The sequence below is a fragment of the Vibrio sp. STUT-A16 genome, assembly GCF_026000495.1.
GTDB lineage: Bacteria > Pseudomonadota > Gammaproteobacteria > Enterobacterales > Vibrionaceae > Vibrio > Vibrio diabolicus.
The window spans coordinates 2,447,471-2,461,451 of record NZ_AP026765.1 but is presented as its reverse complement, the minus strand read 5'-3'; the positions used below and the strand labels follow the sequence as shown (position 1 = coordinate 2,461,451).

Here is a 13,981-nt window from a genome sequence, read left to right as displayed (position 1 = left end):
ATCCGTTCCGATGCCCGTGTTGAGCCTTCCATCATCGACAACGTTGCGCTTCTTGATTGAGTCACCATTAACGTCCTTGCAATGTGACATTACACAAATTAATCTATAATGACTCACAGCTTCGGACAAACGAACAATACCTCTAAATGAATTAACCAGAGTAATGCATGAGCTCAATAACCAATCAACAGCAGCAGCTTTCTCTGCTTCATACTTTTAGCGTTGCAGCGCGCCACTTGAGTTTTACCAAGGCAGCAGAAGAGCTCTTTCTGACCCAGGGTGGGGTGAGCCAGCGAATTAAAAAACTGGAAATGCAGCTTCAATTCAATCTATTCATTAGAAAAACCCGAAAGTTAGAGCTCACGCCGGAGGGACAAAGAGTTCTGAGTGTTTTGAACTCATCATTTGAGTCCATATTTTCCACCCTTTCTGACATTCAAACCGGAGAGCTGACTGGTAGCTTGCATATAGCGACATCACCTTATTTCGCCTCTGCTTGGCTGATCCCGAAACTCCCTTCACTTCGTCAGCTATACCCCAATCTAAGCATCAAGCTGCAAACCAAACAAAATCAATCTGATTTTCAATTTGAGCCTTACGATGTGGCGATTTTTTATAGCCAAGGGCGGTACCCCAACCACTACAGTGAGCGACTGTTTTCAGGGAAAAGAACACCTGTGTGCAGTGTTGATTACGCCGCTGAGCATGACCTTCACAATGGGTTGAGCGCTCTATCTGACGTTAATTTTATCCATAGAGGGGATACGAGTGCGTGGCAGTATTGGTTAGATGAGATGAATGTCGGCATCGACTGCGAAAAGCGATGTGATTTCTATAGTGATAACAGACTGGCGATGGAAGCAGCGGAATTATCGCTCGGTGTGTTTCTTGCTCGATATGAATTTGCGCTGCCTTTGATCCAAGCGGGGAGGTTAGTCGCGCCATTTCCACATATTGAATCAGGAAAGGGCTACGATTTGGTTTGTCCTAAAGGCATGGAAACGAGAGCAAAATTCCAAGCGTTTTCTCGCTGGGTACATTCTGAACTAGACAACGAATAATGCGTTCTCGTTGTATCGCGATATGACTGAGCACGAATCAACTCAATCGCCATTGTTCTCTGAATCTCTCCAACGCTTTAGACTCATCATCGCTCAAATGAAAAAATACCCTAGCGTTCACTCTAGGGTATGTATTAACAACAATGATAGACAGTCTATAGCAGCAATGAAGACCGCAATAGAAACAAAACTCAGCTCAGTTTTGTAAATTATTTTTTGTCAAAAAAGTCAGTAACAATACTTTCAACCTGGACGGGGCACTCCTCCATCAACCAGTGGCCACATGACTCCAACACATGACCTTGAACGTCGTTGGCATACTCTTTCATTTGATTAATTTGAGTTTTACCTAAACTGCCTTGACCGTTACCTGATATTGCCAAAATCGGCATTTTCAACAAGTTATTCTCTGATAGATTGTCATTTTGAATCACAGACTCTGGGAGCGCTCTGTAATATTCAAAAGCGGCATGTAACGTTTGAGGCTTTTTATAAGAGTCAGCATACATACCGAAGAGTTCATCTGAAAATGCATTCTTGTTTTCTGCATGCTCAAGAATGAAATGTTTAAAAAACTTATCTTCATTACCGGAGATAAGTGATTCAGCTAATTCATTTTTAGCAGAGAAAAAACTGAAGTGCCACGCGGTCGACTCTCCCTGAGGCGTATAGGCCGGGAACGTATAGATGAGGTCGCTTGGTACGATGGTCTCTAATAAAGCGACCTTATCAATATCATTCTGATGCTGAGCCAGCATTGGGTAGGTCACCCAACCGCCAATGTCATGAGCGATAACATTAAATTTCTCTTCCGGACTAAAGGTTTTAGCTAAAGAATGGATATAAGGTGATACGTCTTGTCCTGTATAAGAGGAGTTGAGCGGCTCAGACAACCCCAACCCTGGCAGGTCCATGGCTACAACTTGATACTCTTCCGCTAATTTAGGCATTAATTGGTGCCACTCGTACCATGACTGAGCAAAACCATGAACCATTAATAATAAAGGTCCTTCACCTCCAACTACGTAGTGAAGCTTTACGCCATTCACGTCTTTAAAGCTACTTTCAAAGCCTGCAGGGATTGGAAACTCACTGTTTTTTTGACTCTGCTCATTACCCGCAAAAGCCATTGAGGAAAGTAAAATACCCGATGAGGCTAAAAGTGTTTTCTTCCATTTTTTCATAAGGTTAAATCATCTCATAACGTGTTATACCGATATGCCCTCACATTAAATGGCATACCGAAGCAGGGCGCAAAATGTGTCATGGCATGTTCGAGTCGTCAACTGGGTGTTTTTTAACAAATCAACGTAACGGCTAAATTGTGTGCATTCATCACACCTTCTATTTATCGAAAGAAACCAGAGATTAAATCATTTAAAAACAGATGCTTGTTTTGCTTTCTTCTGAGCTTGATGTTCAGTCTAACGCTGCAAAAAACACACATTAAGTCCTGGTGGGAATATGTATTAATAATCTAAGGGACTTAATTCAGCGTGTGTTATCCCCTATTATGCAATCCAACTTGATAATGACATTCAAAAGATTTTCGGTATCTCTCACTGAGACTTTGAGGTTCGATGTGACGACGAATAACCCCCATTGCCACTTCTGTTGTAAGAGTGACAGCGTGGTAAAACATGGCTATGGCCCTAAAGGCCATCAAAGGTATCGCTGCCTGAGTTGCTGTCGCACGTTTCAAGTGAACTATTGTTACGAAGCCTGCAAACCAGGCATTAGGGGCAGAATTATTGAAATGACCACACAAAATCATGGAAAGCGAGCAACCAGTCGTCACTTGCAAGTTTCGTACAACACGGTTCTAAGCGCATGTCATCGGGATAAATAGAAGCCATTCCCCCTTTGAAAATGCGAATTCCGATAATTTGCCGAATTCAATTGCATTGATAACGGCATTTTTATTGGACGAAAAACAACATTTTTGCGTCACCTATCCAAAGCATAGGTTGAGTGTTCTAACAACAACCAATGTTAACGGTACATATATTCCATACGTTAATAATCATTTGAGTTGAAACAATGAAAAAACAAAGCTTGTTTATCTTTGCTCTATCTTTAGCCGTTTTTGGCGTTATCACGACAGAGCTGGGTATCATCGGTCTTCTTCCGCAAGTCATGAAAGATTTAAACATTGACGTACAAGAAGCGGGGCTATTAGTCAGTATCTATGCTGTCATTGTCGCCATAAGCGGACCCTTCATCACATTATTGATGTCTGGATGGAATAGGAAGTATGTTCTAGTCGGCATTCTTTCCTTATTCGTGCTCTCGAACCTTGTGTACGCCATGACGCAAGATTACTCAACCATGATGGTATTTCGCGTTCTACCGGCTTTAGTCCATGCTGTTTTCTTTTCTGTTGCCTTAGTGGTTGTCACATCTATGGTTCCAGTTGAAGAACAAAGCAACGCCGCCGCTAAAGTTTTTGGTGGAGTAGCGGTAGGTTTGGTCTTTGGTATTCCGATTAGCGCTTATCTGGCTGAAGAATATTCACTTGCTTATGCCTTCTACTTTGGCTTAACTGCTTGTGCTATTGCGTTAGTGAGTGTGATGTTCTTGATGGAAAGCGCGCCTGTAAAGGAAAAAATGTCATTCGGCTCTCAAGTAACTATTTTACGTAGCAAGTCCATGTGGCTGTCGCTATTCACCGTGATATTCATCTTTGCAGCGATGTTTTCTTCGTACAGCTTTATTACTCAATACTTAAGCACAGTAACGAATATGAATGGTACGTGGATTAGTGCCATGCTGATGGTGTTCGGTGTATTTGGTATCTTTGGCAACTTTATCTTTGGTAAGTTACTCAGTCAGAATATGCGAAAAACTGTAGTACTGTACCCTGTACTATTCAGTCTTACCTTTATCACAATTTACCTTATGGGATTTTCTTTCTACTTTATGATTGCCATGGTTGCATTTTGGGGCGCTGTACACTCAGCAGGCTTGATCGTTAGCCAGACATGGATAATGGAAAATGCGGGAGATTCTAAAGTGTTTGCGAATAGTCTTTTTGTATCTTTTTCAAACCTAGGAATTACTATTGGCTCGGTAATCGCGGGGTGGTTTATCGCTCAGTTCGGTGTAGAAAATCTATTCCTATCAAGCTTAGCATTTACGGTATTAGCGTTGATTAGTATCTTACTAAATCAGAAAAAAAGTCCCGTTCTTAAACTTTCAGAAGTGAATTAATCCGCGAAAGTGCTGGCTTTCATGAGAGAAGCATAACCACGAAGGTCAGTACTATTTCTATTACTTGCTCATTCCTGATTGGATTAAACATGTTAGTCCAATCAGCCATTCATTTTGCATTAGATTACGTTATTCAAAGTGCATGTCGCTACTTTGAAGTGTCTATTAGTTCTAACAAAGTTCGGGGCAGAACCTTCTTAGATCGTTCGCATCACAGTTTGTGATTACCAAGCGATTCTGTCGTATATTGGATGAGTTCGTAGGCGTTTTTTGCAAAACACATTGGCTTCTATGGTTGCAATATATGAAATATCCTCGATACTGAAACTTAGAAATTCTAAGTTTTGGCGGTGGCATGTGAAAACGGACATTCAACTTTACCCTGATGAATCGCTCGAAAGCTTCTTATTGCGCTTATCACAAGAACAGGGCTACGAGCGATTTTCTCATTTTGCTGAAGACATCTGGTTTGACACGTTGGATCAGCATGAAGCGATTCCCGGTGCTTTCTCCTTAGAGCTCAACCGAATCAATATTTATCACGCCCAAACCACAAGCCAAATGCGGGTGCGAGTTCTTATCCATCTTGAGAACCAATTAAAACTCAATAACTTTGGTGCACTTCGCCTTGCGTTGTCACATTCAAAAGCTCAGTTTTCTCCCGAATACAAAGCCGTTCATCGGTTAGGTTCTGATTATCCTTTCGTTTTTCTTGGTAAACGCTTCACGCCTATTTGCCCTTTATGTATTAGTGAGGCTCCCTACATTCGTCAGCAGTGGCAATTTCTTTCTCAGCAAGCTTGTGAGCGCCATGGCTGTAAATTGGTTCATCACTGCCCAGAGTGCCAATCGAGATTGGAATACCAAACCACCGAGAGTATTAGCCAATGCGAATGCGGTTTTGAACTCCGCAACTCACCGGTAGCAGATGCGCCAGTGGCTGCGCTACTGGTTGCAAGATGGTTGTCAGGAAATGACTCAAAACCTTTGGGATTACTGAAGGCTGAAATGACGCTCTCTGAGCGATATGGTTTTTTACTATGGTACGTTAATCGTTACGGTGATATTGAGAACATCAGTTTTGAGTCATTTGTTGAGTATTGCTCTTGTTGGCCAAGAGTGCTGAAGGAAGAACTTGATGAGTTGGTAAACAAAGCCGATCTCATTCGAATCAAAGATTGGAAAAAGACGTTTTTCAATGAAGTTTTTGGCGCTTTACTTAAAGATTGCCGCCAGTTACCAAGTAGGCAGTTAGAGCGTAATAGCGTGCTCACGCAAGTGTTAGCCTACTTTACAAAGTTAATGGCAACACTACCTTCAAGCAGCAAAGGGAATGTAGGCGATGTGCTGTTGAGCCCCTTAGAAGTGTCTACATTGCTTTCTTGCACAACGGATGAGGTGTATCGGTTGTATGAGTTTGGTGAGATTAAAGCAGCGATTAGGTCGCGGATGCATACCAAAATTGCCAGTCATGACTCGGCGTTCACCCTAAGAAGTGTCATCGAAACAAAGCTGACTCGCATGTGCTCTGAAAATGACGGTTTAAGCGTGTATCTACCTGAGTGGTAATTATGACGAAATTAAGTGATCTACTAGCAATTGAAGACGAAGCAATAAAACAAACTGCTCTAAAAAAGATGTTCATGCCCTATACAGAAGACGTTTGTGTTGATGGGTATGAACAAGAAACGTTGACGATTTTGCTCAATCTCAGTTCTAGTCATCAAGCTGATAGGTGCTTGGATTGGTTGGATGTAGCCCGAGCTCAAAGGTATTTAAAAGATTCTGAAAACTTAGATGCCTCTCTTGCTGAAATCCAGTGGTTCCACACACATAACCTAAAGTTTCCAGACTGTCGTGTTAAGGACCAACGGATAATTGCGCGACCTCTTTCTACAGCCGAGGAGTTTATTTCAAGTGCAGTATTGGCTCAGCGATTGGGGTGGGCTCATAACTCTGCTGTCTATCGTCACACATTGTGGTTACTGAATCCTTTTAAATGGCAATCACAGCCAGTGTGTATCCTTTCGCTTATTCAGCAGAAAAACTCAGTTTGGCTTGATCTGCTTACAGAATTTGGCTTGGATGTGAAGTCACTTGCTCGCTTACAACGTGTAATTGAAGAACAACTTCCAGAGAATAATTTTCCCGACAGTGTTAGTACTTACAGTAAGCAATTACGGTTTCCATGGGGTGATGATTATGTTTCGATCACCCCCGTTGTGAGTCATGCTCTTCAGTGCGAACTAGAAATAAGAGCGCGAAGTCCAGAAAACAAGTTCAGTTTTGTCTCTTCGTCACTGCCTAACTCTGCCAGTATTGGGAACCTGTGTGGCAGTTTGGGTGGGCATATGAGAGTCCTAAATTACCCGCTAGGCGTTAAACAGACCAAGGGTGGGACGTTAGTGGCAAACCGTCAAAAGAGTGGTCATTACTTTGATGACTATCAGGTAACTAACGCCAAAATTTGTCAGGTACTAAATCGCCTAATTGGATCTGAGCCAGCCAAAACACAGCGGCAAAGAGAAAGAGCTCGTCAGGTTAGGAGTAAGATTTTACGAAAGCAGATAGCCTTATGGATGCTTCCACTCATTGAGTTAAGAGATATTGCCGAATCTGAACCCATTCAGCAGCAACTAGAGCATGACGACACCTTAGTTCAAGCCTTTTTGTCGTTACCAGAATCGGAGCTTGGCTCTTTGGCTGGTGAGTTTAACCGACGCTTACATCTCGCATTTCAAAATAATATGTATTCTGCCAAGTTTGCTTATCACCCAAAACTGATGCAGTTAGCGAAAGCCCAAGTGACATGGGTGCTTGAGCGACTTAGTAAGCCAATTAACAATCAAGATACGGTGACGGGGGAGCAATATATCTACCTGTCGTCAATGAGAGTGCAAGACGCGGTAGCAATGAGTAACCCTTGTTTGTGTGGTGTGCCGTCTTTGGCGGCCATTTGGGGGTTCATGCACGATTATCAAAGGCAATTTAATCAATTAGTTAACCATGGTTCCCCAGTTGAGTTTTCTAGTTTCGCTTTTTATGTTCGAAACGAGAATATTCAATCAACAGCCAAGTTGACAGAACCAAACTCAGTCGCCAAAGCTAGAACGGTTTCTAATGCGAAACGACCAACCATTCGCAGTGAACGATTGTCGGACCTAGAAATAGACTTAGTTATCAGAGTTCATAGTGAAAGCCGAATTTCAGATTTTAGATCAGCGCTTAAAACGGCGCTTCCCGTTGCTTTCGCCGGAGGGGCATTATACCAACCACAGCTATCGACGCAGATTGAGTGGCTTAGAACATTTACAGGCAGGAGTGAACTTTTCCATGTTTTAAAAGGATTACCTGCATACGGGCGATGGTTATACCCAAGTGAAAAGCAACCTACTAATTTTGATGAGTTAGAGCGGTTGCTCACTCAAGACGATGATAACTTGCCCGTTTCTCTTGGTTACCATTTATTAGAGCATGCAACTAAGAGGGGTGACGCAATTACAGGTTGTCATGCTTATGCGGAGAATGCGATAGGGCTAGCTAAGCGAATAAACCCGATAGAGGTCCGTTTTAGTGGACGAGATCACTTTTTAAACCACGCCTTTTGGTCGATAGAATGCAGTAGCGAAACTATTCTTATAAAAAACTATAGGGATTAGTCGCTTATGGAACTTTGCACTCAGTTGAACTATGTCCGATCACTATCTGCTGGCAAAGCTTATTTCTACTATCTATCCGAAAGTGGTGAGATGTGTCCCCTTAATGTAGATAAAACCCGATTGCGCGCACCAAAAGGGAGTTATTCAGAAGCATACAAGGGGAACAAGTTCGTAGACAAGAATGTTGCCCCCCAAGACTTGGCCTATTCGAACCCTCAGTTCATCGAAGAGTGCTATGTAAAGCCCGGCGTTGATGAAATCTATTGCGCATTTTCACTTCGAATTCGAGCCAATTCGTTAACACCGGATATCTGTAGTGATGATGAAGTGCGCAGTAAACTGTCTATGTTTGCTAAGATTTATAAAGAGCTCAACGGATACAAAGAGTTAGCTAATCGTTATGCGAAGAACATCTTGCTTGGTACTTGGTTATGGCGAAATCGTGAGTGCAGAAATATCACTATTGAAGTGACGACCAGTGAATTGGATACCTTCGTTGTCGAACATGCTCAAAAACTCTCTTGGTATGGTCATTGGGATGGTGATTCAACAGAATGCTTAGAAAGGCTTACAGTCTATCTGGAGCGAGCATTGTCTGACCCAACCGAATACTTCTACATGGACATCAAAGCGAAAATGCAGGTTGGCTGGGGAGATGAGGTTTACCCAAGCCAAGAGTTTTTGGATAGTCGAGAAGATGGAATCCCTACTAAGCAGCTAGCCACAGTAGAGCTTTTGAGCGGAAAAGAAACCGTTGCGTTTCACGGACAAAAAGTTGGTGCGGCGTTACAATCGATTGACGATTGGTGGCATGAAGAGGCTGATAAGCCATTAAGAGTGAACGAATATGGCGCTGACCGAGAGTACGTTATAGCAAGGCGACATGTGTTCCATGGAAATGACTTTTACCAATTAGTCAGAAATACAGAAAATTGGATTGAGATAATGACAGTTTCTCAGACCATCCCAAATGACGTGCACTTTATTATGTCTGTCTTGATCAAAGGCGGCCTCTTCAATTGTTCCAAAGCGAAGTAAGGAATAATGATGATAAAGCGTTACTACTTCTTAATACGTTACATACATGCACAAGTCGATCATGAATTATTGGCAGGACGGTGTATATCCCAAATGCACTTGTTTATGGTCAATAACCGACAAGCAATGAATAGGGTTGGTGTGAGCTTCCCTGATTGGAATGAATCTACAGTTGGCCAAACAATTGCCTTTGTTGCGGAAGATAAAGAGATGATGATTGGACTCTCTTTTCAGCCCTATTTTTCTTTGATGGTAAATGAAGGTTTATTTGAAATCTCCAGTGTCAGTGAGGTGCCAGACAATGCTTTAGAGGTGAGGTTTACCCGTAACCAAACGATTGGGAAAAGCTTTCTGGGTTCCAAGAAACGTCGAATCAAACGTAGCATGGCGAGAGCCGAACTACTTGATGCTGGAACTTCATTACCAGTCACTAATGAAGAGCGTGTCGTCGATAGCTTCCATCGAATACCAATCTCCAGTTGTTCATCTGGGGAGGATTATATGTTGTTTGTACAAAAGGAGTTTGTCGGTGAGCGCGGCGCAGCAAACTTTAATAGCTATGGTTTAGCCACCAATCAAGAAAGAAAAGGCACGGTACCTGAGTTACGTTTTTGACCCTTTTTTTGAAAACCTTTATTCAGATAAATAGAAACAATGACTTACGGCAGTAAGAAGAAAAAAGGTATTCTAGTGAATTGTGACTTTAAGCACTCAAAATCAGAGACTTGATGACTATGCTTTATAGTGACCTGCCGCATAGGCAGCCAATAATTATAAAACTCCGTTTGCCTTGACGCTACGACAGTGACCTGCCGTATAGGCAGCTAAGAATAGGTCAGGAAAAAAGCAACCTACCTGCTGAACAAGTAGTTAATAATCAAAACCATCAAGACTTCTCTTGGTGGTTTTTTGTTTAAAAGGTTCCCTATGTATTTAAAAAGACTTGAAGATATTGATGTTAATTTCAATGACTATGATGTAGGCCTCGAACGATATGTTAGGTGTACTTGGGGCCTGAATATGTATAGGCATCATGTGTTTCGTACAAACCTGCCAGACACATTTGTGTTGGAGATCAATCGAATCAATGAATCTTTGGGTATTGCGGTAGAAACCATTGATTTGAAAGAGTATAGAGATAACTTTAAGTCGTCAGAAAAGCTGAACAAGCCTATTGAAGAAAATGAATATCCTCGTTGGATCTGGTTTGACGGTGTTGAAGCCTTAAAGGACACGAACTACGCAGGTTGGTTACGTAGTCGATTAACAGTCCGATCAATAGAGAATTTACGAGTTATCTTTGTTGTTGAGTCTAGTGACGATTATCGAGATGTTTTTTGTGATTACAGGGTACCTTTCTATCAATCTACAACATTACTACAAACGGATATTGACGACTTAAATTAAGGTTGTTGGCGATTCAGGTCGTTTGGATTAGAAAAATCCTGATGCTCAGCTCAGGGCTCGTGGGTAAAACTACTATCCGTGTGCACATGTACGCATGTTCAGAAAAAATTTTGTATAAAATGAATCCAACACTTCAGAGTGGAGGTGAGTGATTTTCCCAAATTTCAGCCACTATTGGCACCGCTTCATGAGATGTCGTTTTGCGATCTGGAAGTAAGAAAGGTTGATGTCGCCCGAAGTTCGTAAAACGCTTTTGTGCAGAACTTTAAAAGTTGGCGCGTCGTAACTCAGAAGTGCCCCATTTCACGTTAAAGTATTTACTCAGTCCAGAGCAGGCTCGTAGTTTTTCCTTAGAATATGTAATGTGACCTGCCATAGATTCAGGCAATATCAATTTATAGGATCTCATCGTCATCCCAATCCCAGTCAATTTGGGAAATATCACGGGAGACTTTGTGTAAATACCACCAGATCAAACCGACAATAGAAAGGATTAAAACTATAAATAAAAGCATATCATACCCTTAGAACTTGCATGTGACGTAACTACAGGGCTTACCACGGCAATTGAGTGCCATCGTAGACAAAAAATGAACCTGAATGCTTAAGTTTTAAATTGTCGATAACATTAAGCATGCCTTTAACACTCTCTTCTACTGTTACCTTGCCATCCTTTCCGCCCATATCGGTTTGTACCCAACCAGGATGAATTGCCATAGTCTTCACTCCCACTTCGGATAGCTCACAAGCCAGAGATTTAATTATTTGGTTGAGGGCGGCTTTTGATGCGCGATAGCTGTATCGACCACCAGAGCGGTTGTCATCGATGCTAGCGAGTATTGAAGTCATCCCAATGATGGTTTTATCTTCACCCGCAAGAATGTTATTAAGCAAAGCCTGCGTGATTAACATGGGCGCAATGGTGTTGACGTTTAATACATTTATCCACTCCTTTTGCCCCATGTTGCCTAGGCTTTCACATTCATCTCCGCTCACTCCTGCGTTATGAATGAGTACATCAATGGCGATGCCCGCAAATTTTTCTGTCAAAGTGAGAATATGGGACTCGTTACTCACGTCGAGCGGATGAATACAAATGGTGGGATAAGTTTGTACCAAGAGACACAAAGCCTGAGCTGTATTGATGTCACGGCAGCATGCAATCACACGCCATCCACGCTGAGCGTATTGTTTAACAAGCTCTAGGCCCAAGCCTCGATTGGCGCCAGTGATAAAAACCGTTTTCATTGTGAGCTACCTAAGTTGATTATAAGTAAGAATTAGCTGGTCAATACCGAGCCTTGACCAGCTTGTAACCATTGTCGTGATACTTACTTCACAAGTACGTTTGCTTCCGACAAATGAACTGCTGTACGTTTATCAAGACGTCCACTCATTCGAGTAAGAGCGAGCGCAACGATCACTATCACGGCTCCAATCCAAGGGGTATGCATTAAGCCCATTTCTGACACAATCATACCGCCGCCCCAAGAGCCAAGCGCAATACCCACGTTAAACGCCGCGATGTTTAGACCAGAAGCGACGTCTACCGCATCAGGAGTGTATTTTTCAGCCAGTTTAACCACATAGACTTGTAAGCCAGGAACATTACCGAATGCAAAGGCCCCCCAAACTAAAATGGTCGCTACTGCGGCGATAGGGTTAACGGCCGTAAAGTTAAATACAACTAATACGCTGGCGAGTCCCGCAAAAATAATTGTCAGCGCTTTAATTGGCCCCATCTTATCGGCCATTTTGCCGCCCCAAATATTACCAATCGCTACTGATACGCCGTATACCAACATAATTAGGCTGATTGCATTGGCGCTGAATCCTGTTTCCTGTTGCAAAATCGGCGCTAGGAAAGTGAAAGCGGTAAAGGTACCACCGTAGCCGAGTGCGGTAATTGCATACACCAGTAGTAACCTTGGTTGAGTGAGCACTTTTAGCTGCGATGACAGTTTCGCGGCAGCAGGCTGTTTTAGGTTGCTTGGCACTAAGAACGCACTACCAATCAGCGCAATCAGTCCCAATAGCGCTACAATCAAAAACGTCGATTGCCAACCAAAGGTTTGGCCGATGTAAGTACCGAGCGGCACGCCCGTTACTAATGCCACGGTTAATCCCGTGAACATAATCGCAATCGCGCTGGCTGCTTTTTCTTTGGGGACTAGGCTTGTTGCAATCGTAGAGCCGATAGAGAAAAAGACACCGTGAGCTAAACCAGTCAAAATGCGAGCAACGATAAGGGTGTTGTAACCAGGTGCTTGCCATGCCAATAAGTTGCCAATCACAAACAATGACATAACAGCAATGAGGACGTGCTTACGGTTCCATTTTCCCGTTAGTGCAGTTAAGACAGGTGCGCCAATCGCAACACCGAGTGCATAAAGGCTCACCAGCAGTCCTGCGGATGGCAGTGAGACGTTTAGGTCCGAAGCCATGGTCGGGAGCAACCCCACGATCACAAACTCCGTCGTTCCGATAGCAAAGGCGCTGAGCGTCAATGCAAGAAGTGCTAATGGCATATCATTTACTCTCTTTTATTAGGTTCTAGTAAACAGCAGCGAATGTACTTATCAACTTGTCGTGCTGCCGTGATTTGATGGAGGGATTTTGCGTGGAAATGTAGTTGCAAAAAATAGGTTATTTAACAAATGATATTTGCTATAAATGCAATAATTAAACAAAACTGTTGAGTAAATGGTAGGCAAGCATGCGCACGAAATCGGACGATTTAGAAATTCTACTTACTGTCGTTGATACTGGTGGATTTACTGCGGCGGCAGAAAGTCTCGATATACAGGTGGCACGCGTATCACGAGCGGTGAGTAAGGTAGAAAGCCAACTTGGCGTGACGATATTAAACCGAACCACAAGACGGATTGAATTAACGGATGAGGGGCGGCAATTCGTTGAGTCGGTAAGAATAGGGCTGATGCAGTTGCAGCAAGCGGAAGACGAGATCATATCCCGTGGGGAATTACCCAAAGGGCGGCTGCGTGTTGATGCCGCCAGTCCATTTGTGTTTCACCAGTTAGTTCCACTCGTTCAGCCATTTAATCAAGCCTATCCTGATATTGAGTTGGAGTTAACTTCTAATGAAGGTTTTGTTGATTTGCTAGAAAAGAAAACCGATATCGCTATTCGTATCGGTGCATTAAATGATTCAACTTTACACGCAAGGCCTCTTGGCCGAAGTTTACTTTACATTGTTGCTTCACCTGATTATTTATCAAAGCGCGGCTTTCCGAGTAAGAGCAGTGATTTGGAACATCACGATACCATCGGATTTTCAACACCAAAAACACTCAACGAATGGCCTCTGAAAGGATTTTCAGGGCTGACACCCACGCTGACCTCAAGTAACGGTGAAACGGTGAGACAGCTAGCATTGATGGGAAATGGAATCGCCTGCCTATCAGGCTTTATGGTGAAAAAAGATATTGCGGAAGGAAGATTAATTGCGTTGTTAGAAGGTGAAAAAATCGGCAACTCAGGCAGGGAGCAAATTAATGCCGTCTACTATAAGTCTTCTTCTGTTGCCAAGCGGATTTCTGCTTTTATCGATTTTATTCAGCCGAAACTGGATCTGTAAATCGTTCC

Annotated in this window: 11 protein-coding genes; 8 read left to right on the top strand and 3 right to left on the bottom strand. The window is 42.8% G+C overall.

Translation table 11 applies throughout. From position 1 onward, the window contains the following. The first annotated feature begins 167 nt into the window (after window positions 1–167). The gene (locus OO778_RS11665; RefSeq protein ID WP_045625346.1) at window positions 168–1,061 is read left to right on the top strand and encodes a LysR substrate-binding domain-containing protein; all 894 of its coding nucleotides are present in this window, start codon (window positions 168–170) and stop codon (window positions 1,059–1,061) included. 209 nt (window positions 1,062–1,270) lie between these two features. Here OO778_RS11665 and OO778_RS11660 read toward each other — a convergent pair whose 3' ends face one another. Then, window positions 1,271–2,245: an alpha/beta hydrolase gene (locus OO778_RS11660; RefSeq protein WP_102332977.1), complete on the bottom strand. Its 975-nt coding sequence runs from the start codon at window positions 2,243–2,245 to the stop codon at window positions 1,271–1,273. 856 nt (window positions 2,246–3,101) lie between these two features. On the opposite strand from OO778_RS11660, the gene OO778_RS11655 reads away from it, so the two are divergent. The 6 genes from OO778_RS11655 to OO778_RS11630 all read left to right on the top strand — a co-directional run bounded on the left by OO778_RS11655 (window position 3,102) and on the right by OO778_RS11630 (window position 10,375). Next, a complete protein-coding gene (locus OO778_RS11655; RefSeq protein WP_264909869.1) occupies window positions 3,102–4,271 on the top strand; it encodes an MFS transporter in 1,170 nt (389 codons plus the stop codon). 357 nt (window positions 4,272–4,628) lie between these two features. Beyond that, window positions 4,629–5,840: a TniQ family protein gene (locus OO778_RS11650; RefSeq protein WP_264909867.1), complete on the top strand. Its 1,212-nt coding sequence runs from the start codon at window positions 4,629–4,631 to the stop codon at window positions 5,838–5,840. Between the two features lie 2 nt (window positions 5,841–5,842). Then, window positions 5,843–7,930 (top strand): type I-F CRISPR-associated protein Csy2, encoded by a 2,088-nt coding sequence (locus OO778_RS11645; RefSeq protein WP_264909865.1) that lies wholly within the window; start codon window positions 5,843–5,845, stop codon window positions 7,928–7,930. Window positions 7,931–7,936: 6 nt separating this feature from the next. Next, window positions 7,937–8,968, top strand: coding sequence for a type I-F CRISPR-associated protein Csy3 (gene csy3, locus OO778_RS11640; RefSeq protein ID WP_264909864.1), 1,032 nt, complete (start codon window positions 7,937–7,939; stop codon window positions 8,966–8,968). A 9-nt stretch (window positions 8,969–8,977) separates the two neighbouring features. Next, entirely contained in the window at window positions 8,978–9,583 is a 606-nt protein-coding gene (gene cas6f, locus OO778_RS11635; RefSeq protein WP_264911388.1) for a type I-F CRISPR-associated endoribonuclease Cas6/Csy4, read from the top strand. A 420-nt stretch (window positions 9,584–10,003) separates the two neighbouring features. Then, a complete protein-coding gene (locus OO778_RS11630; RefSeq protein ID WP_264909862.1) occupies window positions 10,004–10,375 on the top strand; it encodes a hypothetical protein in 372 nt (123 codons plus the stop codon). Window positions 10,376–10,930: 555 nt separating this feature from the next. On the opposite strand, the gene OO778_RS11625 is transcribed toward OO778_RS11630, so the two are convergent. Together OO778_RS11625 and OO778_RS11620 are read right to left on the bottom strand one after the other, a co-directional pair. Beyond that, window positions 10,931–11,623 carry an SDR family oxidoreductase gene (locus OO778_RS11625; RefSeq protein WP_228070988.1) on the bottom strand — a complete coding sequence of 231 codons (693 nt, stop codon included), beginning with the start codon at window positions 11,621–11,623 and terminating at the stop codon, window positions 10,931–10,933. 83 nt (window positions 11,624–11,706) lie between these two features. Next, a complete protein-coding gene (locus OO778_RS11620) occupies window positions 11,707–12,903 on the bottom strand; it encodes an MFS transporter (protein ID WP_264909859.1) in 1,197 nt (398 codons plus the stop codon). A 188-nt stretch (window positions 12,904–13,091) separates the two neighbouring features. Between OO778_RS11620 and OO778_RS11615 the strand changes: the two genes are divergently transcribed. After that, the gene (locus OO778_RS11615; RefSeq protein WP_001259369.1) at window positions 13,092–13,973 is read left to right on the top strand and encodes a LysR family transcriptional regulator; all 882 of its coding nucleotides are present in this window, start codon (window positions 13,092–13,094) and stop codon (window positions 13,971–13,973) included. Window positions 13,974–13,981 lie beyond the last annotated feature (8 nt).